A 20434-nucleotide genomic window follows, 5' to 3' on the forward strand; every position below is an offset into this window, starting at 1 on the left:
ACCATCATTTTAATACTAAACAAATTCTGCTTTCAATCAGGCAAACTTCGGCTTGTAAGGCCTATTGTTTTGGCTGACCCGGGAAACTATTTCAGTATGAATGAGATTTTGCGTAAGTAAAAATTGTTATTGCATTAAAGATACAAAAGTAGCAATATCTTTGCAGCTAAAACCAGTAAAGGTTTTGCGTTTTATTGACAGTTTTTACAAATAGAATGAAGATGGTAAAGGAAAATATTGATTATGTTGCTGAAATAGCACGACTGAAGAAAGAAAAGAATGCCGTTATTCTGGTTCATTATTATCAGGTAGCTGAAATTCAGGACATTGCCGATTACATAGGCGACAGCCTGGGGCTTTCTCAGCAGGCAGCTAAAACAGATGCCGACATGATTGTTTTTGCCGGTGTGCGCTTCATGGCAGAAACAGCAAAGATATTGTCGCCGCAAAAGAAAGTGGTGCTTCCGGATATGAACGCCGGGTGTTCTTTGGAGGAGTCAGCCCCGGCCGATGAATTTGCGGCGTTTAAAGCACAACACCCGGACCACATTGTGATATCTTATGTAAACTGCTCTGCAGCTCTGAAAACCCTGACAGACGTGGTTTGCACCAGCAGCAATGCGGTAAAGATTGTGGAGAGTTTCCCGAAAGACCAGAAGATAATTTTTGCCCCTGATAAAAACCTGGGCGGATACATTAACAGAGTAACAGGCCGGAACATGGTTTTGTGGGACGGCGCCTGTATGGTGCATGAGACCTTCTCTGGTAAAATGATTCAGGATTTAAAAGCCAAACACCCTGCCGCGCTGGTTGTGGCGCACCCAGAAAGCGAAGAATCTGTTTTGCAACTGGCCGACTATATCGGATCTACAACCGGATTATTAAAATACGTAATTAACAGCCCTGAGAAAGAATTTATTGTGGCTACTGAGTCGGGCATTTTGCATCAGATGCGCAAAGCCGTGCCTGACAAGAAGTTCATAGTGGCGCCTACGTCTAAGAATGGTCATGCTTGCCAGGCTTGTTCAGACTGCCCGCACATGAAGCTCAACACACTCGAGAAACTTTATTTGTGCCTGAGAGATGAAGCGCCGGAGATAACTTTAACGCCTGAAATTATTGCTGAGGCCCGCAAACCCATTGAAAGGATGCTGGAGTTATCGGCGAAGTTTGGGTTGTGAGAATACCTTTGTAAAATTAAATTAGCTATACTTTTTCTATTACGACTGAGAGTAAGTAAGGAATAAGAAACAACAATATTATTCCTGAAACAAAGAAGATAATGACAGTTCTTTTTTTCTGAAACGTAGTTGATTCTTCAATGTCAATTGTATCCAAGGGAGGAAGTAATCTATGAATGAGATATAATAAAATCAAAAATGGAGCAAATAATACGATTCCATTCAAGATTAGGGAGTATATATCTTTTCTCATCACTACAATCGCAAATTTCAGTTTGAATTGTAAGGTAGCGACAACTGTTAAGAATATCATATAATATAAACATAAAATGCCTCCAAACACATATTTGTATTCTCTTTTGGCGTAAGTTTCGCCATGTTTTTTAAGCAAAAAACTATAGAGGAAATCGCGAAGAAGTAAAAGGAATTTCAAATGTTGTTTGATTATACAGGATACTTTTCCAGCCAAATAAGTCTATATTATCACTACTAATATAATATTTTTTTCGGTTACTCAAAATGCTTATCTGGAGATTGTATATCTGATTTTGAATAAAAAGAAAATAAGAACAAAAACCACAATAACTTCTGCAAGTATTAATGTAACACAAAATATCCTATTCTTTTGGTAGCCTGAATCATGCAAATCATTATATGGATATTTGGCTAGCTTTTCAAAAAGTTTGTTAAATAAATATCTATATGCTATGTAAAAAATCACTGATAGTGGAACAAGAATATAAAAATTATTGATGCCTATTTTACTTGGATTATTTAAAAATATGCTAAAAAACCATCCGATTATGCCAATAATTAAAATTACAGGTGGTAGAAAGTACAAAGAAAAGCGCATCCTAAAATCATTAAAATTACTAATTTCAGAATCATTTGGATATAATTGATGTGTATAAAACCAGCACTTATCTCTAATTTTTAATAGAAATGATATCATAATGGTTGAAATGAAAAATGAATTATTTAATCTTAAATACAATAAACGATATATTTCTAACTTTAATAATACTGGACAACCAATAGAAGTAGAGTAAAAATTAATCTTTTAAGTAGTATAATAGCCTATTTGTATAAACTTAAATAAGCTATTATATTCATATTTAAAACTCTATTGGCATATCGATTGATTATCAGTAGTTTGGGAATAAACTGAAATGCCAATTGTAACAGCACCAGCTACAACAGCAATCCATCCCCCTGCAGCCAATCCTACAATACCAAGCCCTAATTGTATGGCATTAAGTCCATCTTCTTCGAAAGTAAAATTCCCGTCCCATACTCCTATGCCTAATTGCACAGTGTCAATGACGATGCCAGCTATACCAACTCCATTTATCAAACCTTTATAATCAGCTAAACTGCCCCCTACTGCTCTTGCAATTGCATCTGCTTTATCTAAGGAAAATCCTGTTACATTAGCCGCTAATCCGGTAGCAAATATTGCATCTTCAATCTGACTATTCAAAGTACTTCTTTCTGATCCACCTCGACATGCAGCTCTATGTATATTATAACTTCGTATGGGATATTGCTCTACATAATAATAAGTTGTACTACTGCCATCTCCTCCTCCAGAAGTATAATTGCCAAAATTAGAGGGATAATCAGAAGCAGGGGTATCGTTGGGACATACTAGTTCACTTACAGTATGTAATGTAACCGTTATTTCAGCACAATTAACCCCACAAGAAGTCCCGGAAACTGTTTGATAAGTAATAGTCACTTGGTTGCACTTCTTTACTCTGGAATTAGATGTTCCACCAACATTAAACGTTTGCCTTGGCTTACCATTTTTATAAAATACACCTTCTCTTAAAGCATCATTCCAATCTGTTTTTAAAATCCACCCGTCAAAATTTTCACTTCTTAAAATAGATTCTTTCGGGTCTATTTTAAATCTATCGTATGCAATTTGAGCCAACTCGTATTTTATCTTATTTTTTTCTTTATAGACTACAAAGAATTCAACAATTGGATGAACAAATTCTTTAGGCATTTTCTCTCTATACGATGTTTTTTCATCGTAGTAAATGATTCCTGGCCTATTTTCATCTTCATACTCCATTGGTATTGAAATAAACGACTTCTTGGATTTGTCCATTAGATTCATTGCATTATCCCAATTCACCTTTCTCAAATAATTCCTCTTTCCTGTCTCTTTTTTTTCTCGTAAAGCAGACAAATTAAATTCAGATTGGCTATAAAACCATTTTTTTGCCTCTTCTATTGATAGAGTTTCTAACTCTTTATCTAACAGAATTTTCCTCTATTAAAGATTTTTCACAGGATAATGCACTAATTCCACCAGAAATTAGCAACAAATTTTGGATAAATTTTCCTCTTTTCATTGAATTAAAATTTAAAAGTCAAGCAATAAATATTTATGAGTTTATTAAAAACACCTTAGTTAGATTGGCTTATTATGTTCTTCAAGTTCAGAGAGTAGAAATCTTAACTGTAAAAATTTTAGTCCTTATTAGACAAAATATTTATCAGTAACTAAAGCAGAATTCCACAGCAAAATACAAGGCAATTATATTATACTTTTTATTGAAGACTATATAGGAATAATAAAAATTCACATAATCTTAATATGATTTGGGCTAAACTCTAAATCTGAAAAAAAATGACAGTTAAACAATTAATAAACTATGTTAAAATCGGTGCTTAATTTTTGACAGATTATCTTTGCGCATTGTACCATTAACCATTTACCAATTTGGGTCTCTCTTATCCGCTATACTCGCACGAATACTTTATGGCTAAGGCATTGGATTTAGCCATCCAATCAGGCGAAGCCGGGGAAATTCCGGTGGGTGCAATTGTAGTAGCAGGCGGCAGCAAAATTATAGGCAAAGGCACCAACCAGACCGAACAACTGAACGACGTAACAGCACATGCCGAGATAATTGCCATTACGGCTGCTTCACAATTTCTGGGCGCCAAATACCTGAAAGACTGCACTTTATATGTAACGCTTGAACCTTGTGTGATGTGCGCCGGGGCGTTGGGGTGGTCGCAGATTGACCGGATTGTATATGGGGCATCTGACCCGAAACGTGGTTTTTCCAGGGTTTCTCCCAATATTCTTCATCCTAAAACTACGCTCGTAAAAGGCATTCTGGAAAAGGATTGCGAAACACTAATGAAGAATTTTTTCAGAAATTTGCGAACATAATTTTAGCGCTTCGCGTTAAACTAATAGCTACGGCGTTACATTCAACACTAAGTTATTTGATAATCACAATTAAAACTTTCTTTAAGATATGGCATACACACTCGATCCGCTCCCTTACGCAAGTGACGCACTGGAGCCTCATTTTGATAAGGCAACAATGGAAATCCACCATGACCGTCATCACCAAACCTATGTAACTAATCTCAACAATGCCATTGCAGGTACTGAATTAGAAGGTTTAAGTTTAAAAGAATTGCTAACAAATATCAGCAAATACCCTGCTCCGGTAAGAAACAACGGTGGTGGCCATTTCAACCATGATTTATTCTGGAACATTTTGTCTCCTAATGGTGGCGGTGCCCCTACCGGCGACCTGGGCAAAGCAATTGATGAGGCTTTTGGCTCTTTTGATACTTTCAAAGATGAGTTTAAAAAAGCGGCTCTTGGACGTTTCGGTTCGGGTTGGGCATGGTTAGCAGCCGATGCCGATGGTAAGTTATTTATTACGTCTACTCCTAATCAGGATAATCCTTTGATGGACGTGGCAGATAAAAAAGGAACACCGATTCTGGGTCTTGATGTTTGGGAACACGCCTATTATCTGAAATTCCAGAACAAACGCCCTGACTACGTAGATACATTCTGGAATGTAGTGAGCTGGGATGCAGTAGCGAAATTGTATTCAGGTAAATAAAATTATTCTCGTTCTATTGATATATAAAAGCCGGCTCAAATCAGATTTTGAGTCGGCTTTTATATATCAATCTGTCTTTCAATTTCTTTGTTCTTTCAGTATTTTGGTTTATTGAGTGTTTACTCCGGAGGTGCTGTAAGCCACTTCAGCTAAAGTGCATACCTGTATATACATTGGCATTTTGTGTTTTTTTTGGATTTAGTAATGTATTTTATAGACATCCGGTCTAATCAGCAATAAAAATAATTCTTCCATTTGTATCTGTTTTGCTTTTACTTATATTCGCAAACACTCAATTCCTAAACTACTGAATCAATGAACTCACGCCGGCACTTCATCCGCAGTGTATCTGCGCTCACCGGAGCATCGCTCTTACCCACATTAAAGGCGCTTTCAGCCGACGAGCTCGTAACCATCGGCTCATTTAAAACCAATAAATCAGCGTTGGAACTGGCATCTGACGAAGACTACTGGTATCAGATTCAGCAGGCTTATACAGTATCGCCGCAAATTATTAATCTGAATAACGGTGGCGTAAGCCCTGCACCCCTGGTGGTACAAAATGCCGTAGAACGTTATGGAAAATTTGCCAACGAAGCGCCGAGTTACTTTATGTGGCGCATATTAGACCAGGGAAGAGAACCACTGAGAGAGAATCTGGCAAAATATGCGGGGGTATCGCCGGAAGAAATTGCTATCAACCGTAATGCAACCGAGGCCTTGGATACGGTGATTCTGGGTTTGCCCTTACAAAGAGGTGATGAAGTAGTAATGACCCGCTACGATTACCCGAATATGCTACATGCCTGGCGGATGCGAGAAATGCGTGATGGACTGAAAATCAACTATGTTGATTTAGACCTGCCGTTAGAAGACAACGACCTGATTGTGAAGAAATTTGTGGAGAAAATGACACCCCGAACCAAAGTGGTGCATATTACCCATATTGTAAATTGGAACGGGCAAATTTTACCTGCCAAACGCATAGCAGACGAAGCCCACAAAAGAGGCATTGAAGTACTGATAGACGGTGCTCATTCTTTTGCGCATCTGGAATATAAAATACCTGATTTAGGAGGTGATTACTACGGCACCAGCCTGCATAAATGGCTGTCGGCACCGATAGGCTCGGGTATGTTATGGATAAAGAAAGAGAAAATCAGCAAGGTGTTTCCGTTGATACCTAACGATAAGCCCACCTCTGACAATATCCGTAAATTTGAGAACCTCGGTACCAGACCTTTTATGATAGAGCAAGCCATAGGGCAGGCACTTAATTTCCAGTTGGCTATTGGCAATGCCCGTAAAGAAGCCCGGTTGCGGTATCTGAAAAACTACTGGGCCAAAGAGGCTTCAGGTATTACAAAGTTTAAGCTGAATACGCCTTTAAAAGCCGAATACTCGGGTGCATTGGCGCATTTTGGCATAGAAGGCCTGGAAGCAGGCAAAATTGAAGGCGAATTGCTCGGGAAATTCAAAATACATACTTCGCCCGTTAAATGGGAAAAGTTAGATGGCGTGCGGGTAACACCTCATGTGTACACTACTCTTAACGATTTAGACAGGTTACTGGATGGCATAAAGCACATTGCTAAAACATAAAAAAAGGTGGAGATTGCTCCACCTTTTCTGTATCTGTTTAATCAGCATTTACTTTGCTACTTCAACATTTACAAGCAACAGGAACTCGTCCATTTCAATTTCACTGGCTTGTTCAACCGAATCGCTTAAAACCAGCGAAAGCGCCTGCACTTCCTGGCAGATATAATCTTTATTGGCCTGAACTGCCGCTACCAACGTTTCATTATTGTTGGCTAACGATATCCTGATTTTATCGGTTACTTCAAAACCATTATCTTTTCTGTAGTTCTGAATACGGTTTACAAAATCGCGGGCGATACCTTCATAACGGAGTTCTTCAGAAATGGTCATATCCAGCGCAACTGTTAGCCCACCTTCGCTGGCTACTAACCAGCCCGGTACGTCTTCTGTCAGAATCTCAACGTCTTCCAGTTTCAGATGTGTAAACGCTGCCAGTGCTGACTGCGTGGCCAGTTCGCCGGTTTTTTCCAGTTCTTTCAGTTGTTCTGCTGTTATAACATTTATAAAGCTGCCCACCTCTTTCATGTCCTTGCCGTATTTAGGGCCCAGTACTTTAAAGTTTGGCTTCACTTTCTTTTTCAGGATACCCGAGTCATCATCCAGATATTCCACAGCCTTAATGTTTACTTCCGACTTAATGATTTCTTCCACATGACGAATCTTCTCACGCGTACTTTCAGAAAGCACCGGAATCAGGATTCTTTGCAATGGCTGACGAACCTTAATTTTATGTATTTTACGCAATGAGTGCACCAGCGATGATATTCTCTGGGCTAAATCCATCGATTCTTCCAAATCAGCATCTACCAGTGTTTCGTCATATTTATGCCATTCAGTAAAGTGCACCGACTCATGCAAGAAACGGGTTTTGCTGGCTTTAGCTTCCTCACGGATGCAATCAGTCATGTTTCTATACAACCAGTCTCCATAGAAAGGAGCAATCGGCGACATCAACTGCGAAACCGCAACCAGACAGTGCTGTAGTGTTTCATAAGCTGCCTTTTTGTTCTCGGTCATTTCGCCTTGCCAGAAACGACGGCGGCACAAACGCACATACCAGTTAGAGAGTTGGTCGCATACAAAATCCTGTATCAAACGCCCTGCTTTAGTAGGGTTGTAGGTCTCGTATTGCTCTTCAACCTCTTTGATAAGCGTATATAATTTAGACAAAATCCAACGGTCCATTTCAGGCAAACGCTCATAAGGCACACGGTCGGCCTCTGTCATTTTATAATTATCCAAATTGGCATACAGCGCAAAGAAATTGTAAGTGTTGGTAAGTGTACCAAAAAACTTACGTTGCACTTCTGTGATACCATCCATGTTAAACTTGAGGTTGTCCCAAGGCTCGGCGTTGGTAATCATATACCAGCGGGTTGGGTCGGCACCATATTGAGATAGCGTCTCAAACGGATTGACAGCATTACCCAGGCGTTTAGACATCTTGTTGCCGTTTTTGTCAAGCACCAACCCTGTCGACACCACGTTTTTAAAGGCAATAGAGTCGTACAACATACCAGATATGGCATGCAGGGTAAAGAACCACCCACGTGTCTGGTCTACACCCTCCGAAATAAAATCAGCCGGATAATTATTTTCAAAAATCTCTTTGTTCTCAAACGGATAATGCCACTGTGCAAACGGCATAGCGCCAGAGTCAAACCATACGTCAATCAGGTCGGTTTCGCGTTGCATTACTTTACCGCTGGTAGATACCAGATACACCTCATCTACATAAGGGCGGTGCAGGTCTTCTTTGTTATCGGCCAGCAATGCAAGAAAATACTCGTTCTTCTGCTTTTGTTCGGCAGATAGTGCCTCATCTTTCAGGGCATGCAGAATACCGTTTTTCAGTTCTTCCAATGAGCCAATGCAAACCTCTTCACCGTCTTCGCTCCGCCAGATAGGTAGCGGAGTGCCCCAGTAACGGCTGCGAGACAGGTTCCAGTCTACGGCGTTTTCAAGCCAGTTGCCGAAACGACCCGTCCCGGTGCTTTCAGGCTGCCAGTTAATGGTCTTATTCAAGGCCACCAGCCTGTCTTTCATGGCCGTGGTGCGAATAAACCAGCTATCAAGCGGATAATACAACACAGGCTTATCAGTACGCCAGCAGTGTGGGTAAGGGTGGTCAAACTTCTGAACATTGAACGCTTTATTCTCAGTTTTCAGTTTGATACCGATGCGCTCATCTACCGACAGATATTTGTCTCGGCCCTGTTTCTGGCGTTCTGTTTCTTTTTCGTCGTCTGTCAGATATGCCTCTTTAACATACTCCAGGGCAAAGTCAGAAATTTCTTTTACAAAGCGGCCACGCTTATCAACAATAGGCACCTCTTTGCCGTTTTCGTCTTTCACCATTATCGGCGGAATACCATTTTGCTGTGCAACCCGGAAGTCGTCAGCACCGAAGGTTGGTGAAGTATGTACAACCCCTGTGCCGTCTTCAGTAGTAACAAAGTCGCCTATAATAACTCTGAAAGCAGCTGCATCCGGCTGAACATAGGGCAATAACTGATGATACTCAATACCCTCTAATGTAGCGCCTTTAAATTCTGTAAGGATTGTCCACGGAATCAGTTTTTTGTCTGACGCAGCAAAGCCGTCAAAATCACCGTCCAGCCCTTTCTCAGAGAAATATTTACTCACCAACACTTTTGCCAAAACCACATTTACTGGCAGGTAGGTGTACGGATTAAACGTTTTTACCAATACGTAGTCAATGTTTTTACCTACCGTAAGCGCTGAGTTGGCAGGGAGTGTCCACGGGGTGGTTGTCCAGGCCAATATGTACACCTCATTGCCTTGGGCTGCTTCAAACAAAAAGTCAGACTTGTCTGATTTCTTCACCTTAAACTGCGCCGTAAGAGAAGTATCTTTCACTTCTTTGTAAGTGCCGGGCATGTTTAACTCATGAGACGAAAGCCCCGTTCCTGCAGCAGGCGAGTATGGCTGAATGGTATACCCTTTATAGAGCAGGCCTTTTTTGTAGAACTCTTTAATCAGATACCAGATAGACTCTATATATTCGTTTTTGTAGGTAATGTACGGGTTATCAAGGTCTACCCAGTAACCCATTTTTTCGGTCAGGTCATTCCATTGGTCGGTAAAGCGCATCACCGTTTCACGGCATTTCCGGTTATACTCTTCAACCGATATCTTAATCCCAATGTCTTCTTTGGTAATACCCAGTTCTTTCTCCACTTGCAGTTCAACCGGCAGGCCGTGGGTATCCCAACCACCTTTACGTTTTACCTGAAAGCCTTTCAGGGTTTTGTACCGGCAGAAAATATCTTTAATTGTACGAGCCATTACGTGGTGGATACCCGGCGCTCCGTTAGCAGACGGAGGCCCCTCATAGAATGTAAAAGCAGGTGCGCCTTCTCTTACCTCTACCGATTGCTCAAATACTTTATTCTTTTTCCAGAACTCCAGAATTTCGTCAGCGATGGCTGCGTAGTTAACAGATTTATATTCTTTATAATGCATATGTAAAAGCGAATATCGGCAGGCTTTACAAATCCTGCCTGAAACAGAGTGCAAAGATAACGATTTTTAGCCCATAGAAATAATTGAAATAAACAGATTTAAGGTTTTAATCAAATTCAAAACCTGGTTTATCCGGGTTTAAGATTAAAATTTTGAGATTAAATCATTCAGAATTAAACCGACAAACTGTATTGTTATCTAACACTGCACACATAAATAACAAGCCGTGTTACAAAAGCAAACCCAGCACTTGTTCTGGAGAGCGGGATTCGGAGCGCCACTCTCAACCATAAAAGAGGCCAAACACCATTCTGCCAAAAGAATTTTCAAGAGGCTCCTGAAAGATTCAGAATCTTTCAGCCCTATCGAAGTGGTGAAGCCCCCGGATACGACAGATACCTTTTCTAAATCAAAAGACAAAACAGACCTAACGCGCCTAAAAGAAAAGCAACTTGAAATTGAGAAGCAAAGAAAGGAAGACCAAACCAGACTTAATATTGCCTGGATTGAAAAAATGAGTTCGGGCAAAGAGGTTCTGAGAGAAAAAATGGCATTTTACTGGCATGGGCATCTGGTATCCAGAAGTCAGGATGCCTATTATTCGCAAAGCTATGTAAATACCCTTCGTAAATATGCTTTGGGGAAGTTCGGAGATTTGCTGCTTGCGGTTTCTAAAGAACCATCAATGCTACAGTTTTTGAATAACAGGCAGAACCGAAAAAAAAGTCCGAATGAAAACTTTGCCAGAGAATTGATGGAGTTGTTTACACTTGGCAGAGGCAACTACACCGAAAAAGACATTAAACAGGTAGCCAGAGCTTTTACAGGATGGGACTTTGACACAAACGGCCAGTTTGTATTTAAAGAAAAACAACATGACGACGGCGATAAAACCATTTTTGGCAAAACCGGAAACTTTAAGGGAGAAGACGTTATCTCTATGATTCTTGAAAAAAAAGAAACTGCCGTTTTTGTAACAGAAAAAATTTACAGGCAGCTTGTGAATGAAGATACCGCCAACCCCTGGCATACTGAAAAAATACTCAAACTTGCTGAACGGTTTTATGAATCGGGTTATGAAATTTCGCTTTTGCTTCAACATATTTTTACTTCCGACTGGTTCTTCGATGCGCGCAACATCGGGTCGCATATTAAGTCACCTATAGAATTACTGGTAGGCATGAAAAGAACCATGCAAATACATTTTGATGACCCGGAGGCGCCTTTGCTTATTGAGCGGCTGTTAGGTCAGATATTACTGTATCCGCCCAATGTAGCGGGGTGGCCTGGAGGAAAAAACTGGATCGACAGCTCCAGTCTTTTGTTCAGAATGCAGCTTCCGTCTCTTATTTTTACAGACAGGCAACCCGAAATAAGTGCTAAAAGCGATGGCGACATCAATACGGAGTACCAGACACGTAAAAGAGGGTTCAGTGGTGAATCTGACTGGCAAAAATTAGCGCCATATTTTGCAGGCAAAAAAACTAACCTGCTGGAAGAAATGACAAATTATTTGCTTCAGGCAATGCCCGATGAAAGTATAATGAAAGAAATTGAGAGCCGCGTTAAGGCCGGGCCACAGGCTGATGCCATGAAAAAAACAACCATGTATTTATGGATGCTCCCTGAATACCAACTATGCTAGGCATAACCTGTTAGACTTTTTTATTTACATTTAAACGGACTTATCAATAATGGCATCAAGAAGAGATTTTATCAAGCAATCGGCATTGGCAACCATAGGCGGTATGCTGGTTCCTCATTTTCTGAAAGCCTACGAAACACAACACCCGGGTGTAGAGCCGGTGAACGGCAAGGTTTTGGTTGTTGTTCAGTTGTCAGGAGGTAATGACGGCCTAAACACGGTAATTCCATACACAAACGATATTTATTATAAAGCCCGGCCCAATATTGGTATTGCGCCCGACAAAGTACTAAAACTAAACGACGAACTTGGCCTTAACCCTGCCATGGACGGCCTCAGACGATTATATGACGATGGCCTGGTGAGTATCATTAATAATGTTGGTTACCCAAACCCTGACCGTTCTCATTTCCGCTCTATGGATATTTGGCATACCGCCAGTGAATCAACCGAATACCTGAATACCGGATGGCTGGGACGATACCTGGATGCCAACTGCGCCGGGCATTGTACACCTTATCAGGCATTGGAAATTGACGACACCTTAAGTTTGTCAGTGAAAGGCGAAAATGTAAAGGCATTGGCAGTAAAAGATACCGAAAAATTATACCGGCTGGTAAGCCGTCCGTTTATTAGTAAGGTTGCAGGTGTTGCGCCGGTGTCAGCCAATCAGAATCTGTCATATATGTATAAAACCCTTGCTGAAACATCGTCATCAGCCGAGTTCTTACATACTCAATCAAAAATTTATAAATCTTCGGCCACTTATCCGGTCGGAGAACTGGGCCAGCGCCTGAAAACTATTGCAGAACTTATTATATCAGACCTGCCCACCAGAGTATATTATGTAAGCGTTTCTGGTTTCGACACCCACTTTAATCAGCTAAATCAGCAGGAAAGGCTTCTACAGAACTACTCTTCGGCCATACAGGTATTCGTTAATGACCTGCAAAAAAACAATAAAATTAACGATGTGGTGATTATGACTTTCTCAGAATTTGGCAGAAGAGTAAAAGAAAATGCCAGTGCCGGTACAGACCACGGTACAGCTAATAATTTATTTTTAATAGGCGGTAGCCTCAAACGCCCTGAAATATTGAATGAAGCCCCTGATTTAACCAATCTGGATGAGGGCGATTTGAAATTTTCAGTTGATTTCAGAGATATTTATGAATCGTTGCTAAATGACTGGCTGCACTCTGACGCAAAAAAAATACTGGGACGTGCATCAGGAAATTTAAAACTCGTCTAATTTTAAAAATTTCCGGCTTCAAGCTTCATGTAAAAAACCACTTAGTTTGTATTATCTTCTTTTTTTATGTCTATAAACTATTGTTTTCGACCTGAAAACATAGAATTTTCTGCCAGAGTTGTAGGCTAAATTCGCTTATATTTCTGTTATTTTGTGCCCTGACTTTCAAAATTAACCTTTTTGCCTATACCTTAATTTATCTTACTTCAACTAAGATAATTAGCATTACAACCTCTAAAGACTGATATATTCTGGCATACTGGCGGATAATAGGTCAAATGCCCAGCTTAAATCTATGATTTTCAGCTTTATGGAAGGCAAATAGCAATATCCGTCAGAAACATTTACGGCTTTTTTCTAAACCCTAATCATACTTAATTGAAAAACTTATCGGTAATACTGCAACTTGATGCTAATTATTTTGATGAATCTCGGCAGAAACAGAATAATCAGGAGCTTAGAGCACTTTATCCGTTTTATGCTGAAAGCGGGTTATTAAAAGAATATGTAAAAGAAATTGGATGGAAAGAAACAATGCTGGTACAATCTGATATGTTTAAATATAATTTCAAGGTTTATCCAATTATATTTAATTACATAAACGAAAAAAAAATGATAAATCCATTAGGTTTTTCTCCTCTGATAGCCAGATTAGATACGTCAAAAATCAGACATGAAAGCGGGAAGCACAAAGTTGAACCTATTAAACTTGATAACCTAAAGCTAAAGGCTCTCTCTCGGGCATGTAATCAATCAATGTGCGAAATTCAATGTAAAACTTTATATCGTTTTCCCGCCGAATTTCAAAAACATCTATTACCACAAAGTTTATAGCGATAAACTAAAAGCATTCGTTTCTGCCCAAAAAACCCCGGCCAGAGTTATTGATATGAGCAATGTATCTAAGTTAGCAGACTTACAACAACCTGATAAATGGAAAGACGAAACCCACCTGAATAATGCAGGTGCCCTGTTGTTCTCGGCATACCTTAACGATAGCCTCAAAGAAAATATAAACAGAAAGACTGTCTTAAAGTTTAATTAAGGGCATTTGATATAATAACCCCTAATGCCCGATTCATTTTGCAGGCTACGGTATCTTTGCTATATTGCAATGAATAATTTTGCCAGGAAGACTATAAATGCTATTGAGAGAAAAACGACTGCTCATGATTATTGTGAATTAAATGTTAATTGTTAAGAATCAGCACGGTTAAACCCACTTTTTAATTTCATCTTTAATTAGATAGCCTGAGGATGAATAATTGGATTATGACTTCGTAAATTGCAGCAACCCAAATTTTTTAAAAGATATTTTTTTGCTAAAGCCCTATATATGAGTTTTTTTTACAGAACTGGTATTTTAATATTTCTTTCGATATCTTTTGCTTTTAGCCAGAACCGTACCAATGGCACAAAGCTTCATATCGAAAGCGGAGTCTTTGCGTCCAGTTCAGGCAAAACACCATTTTTGATACGTTCTAATCAGTATGGTACTGTTCCGATTGAAAACCCCATCTTTACCCTAAGGGCAGGGCTTATCAAAGAATATGATTCTACCAAAACATCATCAAGCCATAAACTAAGAAAATTCTCTTACGGATACGGCATCAACGCCGTAGCTAATGTGGGCAAAGCCAATCAGTTTTTACTTCCTGAAGCTTATCTTAAAGTAAGGTATGGCGCTTTTGAATTATACAGCGGCCGAAGAAAAGAAATTACAGGCCTGGTAGATACCACTCTTACCATGGGTTCGTACATCTGGTCCGGCAATGCCCTTCCTATTCCTAAAGTACAAATTGGCCTGCCCAACTATGTTTCTATTCTTGGAAAAGGTCTATTTTCTGTGAAAGGGGCTTTTGCCCATGGTTGGTTTGAGAACGGCCCTGTTCAGAACTTTTTTTTGCATCAGAAGCACCTGTATTTAAGAATCGGGAAACCCAGCTGGCGTGTAAAATTATATGCCGGTGGTAACCATCAGGTCCAATGGGGGGGGCGACCAGCTGAGCCATTTATTGACAAAAAATCAGGTGCACTTATCACAACCTATCCTTCAGATTTTGCTACATACCTAAAGATAATTTCAGGTTTAAGTATCAATAAAGGAGAGAGCAGCCTAAACTCAAACATACCAATAAATGAAGCCTGGAACAGACCCGGAAACCATCTCGGCAGTTTTGATATTGCAGCAGAAATTAACACCCGCCTGTTTGATGTGTTTTTGTACCGGCAAAGCATTTATGAAGACGGTTCACTGTTTTACCTCAATAATATAACCGATGGACTACTTGGCGTATCTTTAAGGCGTAAATTAGTAGAGAAAGGTATAACAAGAGTTACCTTCGAATATCTGGATACCAGAAGCCAGGGAGGACCAACCGGAAGTGAAAACACAGTTCCAGAACTAAGAGGGATGGATAATTACTTCCAGAATGGTACTTATACAAGGGGTTGGACTTACTATGGTTATACGCTAGGCACACCTTTACTTGTGCCCATGTGGACAGTGAATAAGGAGGGGTTGCCGGCAGAACTTCAGATGCAGGAAGACACCTATATGCTGAACAGGGTACAGGCTTTTTCTTTAGGCGTTAGTGGAAAAACTAAAAACATGGATTATTATACCAAAGCACTTTATAACATAAATACAGGTACTTACCCGTTTGTGCTAGATCGCCGGCAATTTGCCTTGCTGTGCCAGGTAAGGTATAAGCTGCCGAAATTTTCTATTGTTTCTTCTGTATCATTTGATGAGGGTAATCTGTTCACAAGCACCTTAGGGGGTTACCTAGGGATACAAAGAACTTTCTTCTAACTCATCAAAGTCAAGATTTTCGTAAACTGAATTATTGCTGATAAACTCCGGAATCAGTTTTTTCATTTCTGATACAATGCGGGTATTATTAAGCGATGCAATAGTGGTTTCCAGATGGGCAATTGCCACTTTCAGCAAGTCATAGTCTACAGGTACAACTTTGGCTATCATAATTTTTGAATGATAGGTGGGTTGTGTATTTTCGTTACTATTCAGTAGTTCTTCATACAGTTTTTCACCCGGCCTGAGTTGCGTTATTTTTATTTCAATATCTTTATCGAGCTCCAGACCAGACAACTGAATCATTTTCTTGGCGAGGTCAAATATTTTCACAGGCTTGCCCATATCAAAAACATATATCTCGCCGCCTTTCCCCATTGTACCCGCTTCAAGCACCAACTGGCATGCCTCCGGGATAGTCATAAAATATCTGATAATTTCTTTATGCGTTACCGTAACGGGGCCGCCGTTCTCTATCTGTTTTTTGAATAGCGGTATAACCGAACCATTAGACCCAAGCACGTTGCCAAATCTGGTAATTATAAACCTTGTTCTGTTGCGGTGGTGGCTATCCAATGCCTGCACGTACATTTCTGCCAGGCGTTTGGAAGCACCCATTACATTGGTGGGATTCACGGCCTTATCGGTAGAAATCATTACAAATTTTTCAGCCTCATACTTTGAAGCAAGTTCTGCTATAATTTTTGTACCATGCACATTTACTCTTACAGCCTGATACGGACTTTTTTCCATGAGGGGAACATGCTTATATGCCGCAGCATGAAAAATTACCTGAGGTCTTTCTTCATTAAAAAGGTGGTCCATTAACCCTTCATTGGTTACATCGTACACCTCTACACGTATGTCGGGCAACTGGGTTTTATCAACATTTGAGGTTCTGAGTATCTCACTTTCTAAGTCATAAAGCGCCGACTCTGCCTGGTCAATCAAAACAATTCTTCCCGGCGAAAACTTAAGCAGTTGCCGTACGAGCTCACTGCCTATTGACCCGGCCGCGCCGGTTACTAATACTTTTTTATCTTTTATAAACCTTTCTACAAAACGGTTATTAATAAATATCGGGTCACGCTCAAGCAAATCGTCTATTTCAATATTTTGTATTTGCTTGGTAGTTAATTCCCCGTTTATCCACTTATCAATAGGCGGAATTGACTTAAGTATAATGCCCAGAGCAAGAAAATCTTCAGCAATTTTAGCTTTTGCTAAAGGCGTTATTTTTTCTATGGCAAAAACAACTTCCAGATCTTCTTCTGTAGACCTTGGATTAGTAATATACTTTTCAATTGCGTCTTTTCTTGATAAAACCCTAATTCCTTCAATAGTTTTATTGGTTTTTTGTGGGTTATCATCTATAAAGCATAAAATTTTATAGCTTTTGGTTTTATCGTTAAGTAGACTGTTTTTAGTTATACGGCCCAGGTCTCCGGTTCCATAAATAATAATGGGGCTGATAGCCTTAATGTTTCTGTAAAATGTTTCATAAAGGCTTTTTACAAGAAATCTGCTGAAAATAAGCGCAAAAAGGGTAACAAAATAACTAATAATAGTTATACGCGGTGGTATACACAAATAAATGATGTTATGATAACACCCAAAATTTGACAGGAAGAATATAAATATGCTGCTTAATGAAACGACCTTCACCAACAGTGTAATATCTTCTGTACTGGTGTGCCTTACTATGCCCTCATACGACTTGAAAATAATGAAAAAGAGGCCGTTAATAAGCAAAACAAAAAACAAATGATATTTATAAAACTGAGGCTCTACGTAAGTAAGTTCGAAATCAAAGTGAACAAAAATGGCAAGTGTAAAAGTTATGGAACATATAATAAGATCAACTAAAAAAATCAGCCATTTAGAGGCGAATTTCTCAGAATATTTTCGTGTAGAAATCGTCATAGACTCTTAATCATTAATTTTATAAATCGGAAAGCACAGCAAATTTATTATTTATCATTTAAGACACAATCAAAAAACACTTTTTAACGCCGAAAACTTTTTAAACGGATAACCTTTTACAACCTGTTTTAATGATAGCGCATGTTTGATTGGTTTTATACTATCAGAATGCAATAACTAATAGAATCAATAAATTATAAGAGAAGACTTAGGGTGTTATAAAAAAGTCAAAACTAACGGCACTCCAATACAGAAGTTCATACACGGAAGGAAAAACTGATACTTAGTACATTATTAAATCTTTCTTCTAAGCACAAAACTTCAGTTGCCAGATAAAAGCCTGCACTTGGTACACTCAAAAGCCCTGTTCTTATATTTTGGACATAGAAAAAGGGAGCTACTTTTAAAACGGCAACTCCCTAAAAAAACTCGGAATTATTTATTAGAAACCGCCTTTTTTAGTTGCTCATTTTCCAACTTCAAGGCTTTTACTTCTTTATTTAATTCAATCATATACAGCGTAAGCTCTTCTATCTTCTCCATTAATTTGGCGCTTGTTTTAGATACATCAAGGCCATTTTTATGAAATTCTTCTGCTGACTGAACATTAGGCAGGTGCTTGTTCTCTTTTATGAAAGATTCAACTTTATCAAGAGGCATTAATTCATAAGAAGGCTCAAATACATAATCGGCCCAGTCTTTAGAGCTTTTCAAGGCAACTTTTACTTTTTCAGTAATGATTCCGTCCTGAACAATAAGGCGATACTCATTGTTGGTCGGCATGGGGAATTCAGCATCAAAATTACCAACGGCAAGAAATCCCAGAGAGCTCGACTTCGAAGAACCCAGGTTTATTCTGACATTTTTATTGTCAAATTCTCCTTTAATAAGAGGGCTAAGGTTATCTAAGCTCATACCTTTCCATTCGCTACCATTATAGTAGTAAAACCCTGAAATCAAATCAGTTTGATAGACCATCAACCCATTGGCAGGATTCTGAATGGAATTACGTTGCTGCAATGACATACGAGGTATAAGAAGACCCTGGCTTGAAGACTTAATATCTAAAACGGCAGATTCATGCGGTAATGTTGTACCAATACCCACGTTACTTCTTTCTTTTTGAGCAAAGCCCACCAAAGTACTTGCAGAAAACATGGCAAGTATGCAAAATGATTTGGTAAAGATTGTTTTCATACGTGGCAAATTAAAGTTTCGACTTGATTACGCGCTAATATATACAGGTTTTTACGTCAAAAAAAATATTATTTATTTTTTTTATTGATTGGAGGCTATTTTTTTAATTATAGATAAAAATACCCTTAACTGCCTGATGTTTAACTTCTTTGAAAAAACAAATTGAAACAAAGCAAGCATATATGGTTTAAAAGTGTATCTAAGTTTGAATGTATAAGAGCAATTAATTATTCTTGAATACATTTCTTTATCTCTGAAACAATCCTTTCCAGTTCAGATGCACTCAGGTTAGAGCCAGAGGGCAAACATAAACCCCTGTTAAACAATACTTCCGAGACCCCTGACCCATAAAAAGGGGCATCAGTAAAAACAGGCTGAAGATGCATGGGTTTCCATAAGGGCCGTGATTCTATATTGTGTTTTTCCAGATGAAGTCTGATTTTTTCTCTTTTTTCATAATTCTCAAACAATATACAGGTCAACCATCTGTTTGAGAAATAATCAGAAGTAGGCTCATCAAGAAACGTTATTTCACTATTACCTTCCAACTCGTTTTTGTAATAAGTATAGTTGGCTCTTCTTTGACTTACCCTGTCGTTCAACACCAACATCTGACCTCTGCCAATACCCGCACAAACATTGCTCATACGATAATTATACCCTATAGCCGAATGCTGATAATGAGGTGCATTATCACGCGCCTGTGTAGCCAGATATCTGGAGCGGTCAATCATATCTTTCTCATCAGATACCAATGCCCCCCCACCCGAAGTGGTAATAATTTTGTTGCCATTGAAAGAGTAGATGCCAAATTTACCATAAGTACCCAAACTTTTGCCTTTAAAAAAAGAACCCAGAGCCTCTGCGGCGTCTTCAATCAGTGGAATATCATATTTATTCGCAATAGAAAGTATCTTGTCTAACTGCGCTGGCATTCCATACAAATGCACCAGAATAATAGCTTTTGGTTTTTTACCAATGGCCAACCGCTCTTTAATTGCGGTTTCCAGTGCTTCGGGGTCCATATTCCAGGTTAACTCTTCAGAATCAATGAAAACTGGGGTAGCTCCCTGATAAACGATTGGGTTACAGGTAGCTGAAAAAGTAAAACTTGAGCAAAGCACTTCGTCTCCGCTGCCAACGTTGAGTAAAATTAAAGCCAGGTGAATAGCCGCTGTTCCTGAACTTAAAGCTGCTGTGTGCGCAATGCCTGTATAATTACAGATATCTTGCTCAAAGCCATTCACGTTAGGACCTAGAGGGGCAATCCAATTTGATTCAAAAGCCTCAGTTACAAATTTTATCTCCTTATCTCCCATATGAGGAGATGACAACCATATTTTGTTTTCAGACATCAATTTACTTAATTTTCTTTGCGGAACTACCTTTCATAATTATAATGAAATATTTAAACAATAATTCTGTTCTTGATTTTAAATTGTCATT

13 protein-coding genes are annotated in these 20434 nt (G+C 39.2%); 8 read left to right on the plus strand and 5 right to left on the minus strand.

Annotation, left to right across the window (positions count from 1 at the left end; all coding sequences use genetic code 11):
• The first annotated feature begins 221 nt into the window (after positions 1–221).
• Positions 222–1181 carry a quinolinate synthase NadA gene (gene nadA / locus C0V77_RS20215; RefSeq protein WP_101728283.1) on the plus strand — a complete coding sequence of 320 codons (960 nt, stop codon included), beginning with the start codon at positions 222–224 and terminating at the stop codon, positions 1179–1181.
• 1123 nt (positions 1182–2304) lie between these two features.
• Here nadA and C0V77_RS20230 read toward each other — a convergent pair.
• Positions 2305–3378 carry a hypothetical protein gene (locus C0V77_RS20230; protein ID WP_101728202.1) on the minus strand — a complete coding sequence of 358 codons (1074 nt, stop codon included), beginning with the start codon at positions 3376–3378 and terminating at the stop codon, positions 2305–2307.
• 537 nt (positions 3379–3915) lie between these two features.
• Here C0V77_RS20230 and C0V77_RS20240 point away from each other — a divergent pair.
• The 3 genes from C0V77_RS20240 (at position 3916) to C0V77_RS20250 (ending at position 6670) form a co-directional block, all read left to right on the plus strand.
• Positions 3916–4374 (plus strand): nucleoside deaminase, encoded by a 459-nt coding sequence (locus C0V77_RS20240; protein WP_255408986.1) that lies wholly within the window; start codon positions 3916–3918, stop codon positions 4372–4374.
• An 88-nt stretch (positions 4375–4462) separates the two neighbouring features.
• The gene (locus C0V77_RS20245) at positions 4463–5068 is read left to right on the plus strand and encodes a superoxide dismutase (protein WP_101728205.1); all 606 of its coding nucleotides are present in this window, start codon (positions 4463–4465) and stop codon (positions 5066–5068) included.
• Between the two features lie 315 nt (positions 5069–5383).
• Positions 5384–6670, plus strand: coding sequence for an aminotransferase class V-fold PLP-dependent enzyme (locus C0V77_RS20250; protein ID WP_101728206.1), 1287 nt, complete (start codon positions 5384–5386; stop codon positions 6668–6670).
• A 48-nt stretch (positions 6671–6718) separates the two neighbouring features.
• Here the strand turns inward: C0V77_RS20250 and ileS are convergent, their stop codons facing one another.
• Positions 6719–10156 (minus strand): isoleucine--tRNA ligase, encoded by a 3438-nt coding sequence (gene ileS, locus C0V77_RS20255; RefSeq protein ID WP_101728207.1) that lies wholly within the window; start codon positions 10154–10156, stop codon positions 6719–6721.
• A gap of 226 nt (positions 10157–10382) precedes the next feature.
• Between ileS and C0V77_RS20260 the strand changes: the two genes are divergently transcribed.
• From C0V77_RS20260 to C0V77_RS20275, 4 genes are all read left to right on the plus strand, one after another.
• Positions 10383–11801 (plus strand): DUF1800 family protein, encoded by a 1419-nt coding sequence (locus C0V77_RS20260; RefSeq protein ID WP_101728208.1) that lies wholly within the window; start codon positions 10383–10385, stop codon positions 11799–11801.
• Positions 11802–11850: 49 nt separating this feature from the next.
• Positions 11851–13053, plus strand: a complete 1203-nt coding sequence (locus C0V77_RS20265) for a DUF1501 domain-containing protein (RefSeq protein WP_101728209.1) — start codon at positions 11851–11853, stop codon at positions 13051–13053.
• Positions 13054–13431: 378 nt separating this feature from the next.
• Positions 13432–13887, plus strand: a complete 456-nt coding sequence (locus C0V77_RS20270; protein WP_101728210.1) for a hypothetical protein — start codon at positions 13432–13434, stop codon at positions 13885–13887.
• Positions 13888–14389: 502 nt separating this feature from the next.
• On the plus strand, positions 14390–15868 hold the full coding sequence (locus C0V77_RS20275) for a capsule assembly Wzi family protein (protein ID WP_101728211.1): 1479 nt from the start codon (positions 14390–14392) through the stop codon (positions 15866–15868).
• Here C0V77_RS20275 and C0V77_RS20280 read toward each other — a convergent pair.
• From C0V77_RS20280 to C0V77_RS20290, 3 genes are all read right to left on the minus strand, one after another.
• A complete protein-coding gene (locus tag C0V77_RS20280; RefSeq protein ID WP_229236336.1) occupies positions 15842–17458 on the minus strand; it encodes a nucleoside-diphosphate sugar epimerase/dehydratase in 1617 nt (538 codons plus the stop codon). The genes C0V77_RS20275 and C0V77_RS20280 overlap by 27 nt on opposite strands.
• Before the next feature lie 768 nt (positions 17459–18226).
• On the minus strand, positions 18227–18988 hold the full coding sequence (locus C0V77_RS20285; RefSeq protein WP_143706144.1) for a hypothetical protein: 762 nt from the start codon (positions 18986–18988) through the stop codon (positions 18227–18229).
• Between the two features lie 227 nt (positions 18989–19215).
• Positions 19216–20343 (minus strand): DegT/DnrJ/EryC1/StrS aminotransferase family protein, encoded by a 1128-nt coding sequence (locus C0V77_RS20290; RefSeq protein WP_101728214.1) that lies wholly within the window; start codon positions 20341–20343, stop codon positions 19216–19218.
• Between the last annotated feature and the right edge of the window lie 91 nt (positions 20344–20434).

Origin of the sequence: Emticicia sp. TH156 (assembly GCF_002855535.1) — a bacterium.
Lineage (GTDB): Bacteria > Bacteroidota > Bacteroidia > Cytophagales > Spirosomataceae > Emticicia > Emticicia fluvialis.

What these genes read in the sequence shown, in the direction of transcription:
- nadA (WP_101728283.1), top strand. Translation starts at nt 222, where the DNA reads ATGGTAAAGGAAAATATTGATTATGTTGCTGAAATAGCACGACTGAAG.
- C0V77_RS20245 (WP_101728205.1), top strand. Translation starts at nt 4,463, where the DNA reads ATGGCATACACACTCGATCCGCTCCCTTACGCAAGTGACGCACTGGAG.
- C0V77_RS20250 (WP_101728206.1), top strand. Translation starts at nt 5,384, where the DNA reads ATGAACTCACGCCGGCACTTCATCCGCAGTGTATCTGCGCTCACCGGA.
- ileS (WP_101728207.1), bottom strand. Translation starts at nt 10,156, where the DNA reads ATGCATTATAAAGAATATAAATCTGTTAACTACGCAGCCATCGCTGAC.
- C0V77_RS20265 (WP_101728209.1), top strand. Translation starts at nt 11,851, where the DNA reads ATGGCATCAAGAAGAGATTTTATCAAGCAATCGGCATTGGCAACCATA.
- C0V77_RS20275 (WP_101728211.1), top strand. Translation starts at nt 14,390, where the DNA reads ATGAGTTTTTTTTACAGAACTGGTATTTTAATATTTCTTTCGATATCT.
- C0V77_RS20285 (WP_143706144.1), bottom strand. Translation starts at nt 18,988, where the DNA reads ATGAAAACAATCTTTACCAAATCATTTTGCATACTTGCCATGTTTTCT.
- C0V77_RS20290 (WP_101728214.1), bottom strand. Translation starts at nt 20,343, where the DNA reads ATGTCTGAAAACAAAATATGGTTGTCATCTCCTCATATGGGAGATAAG.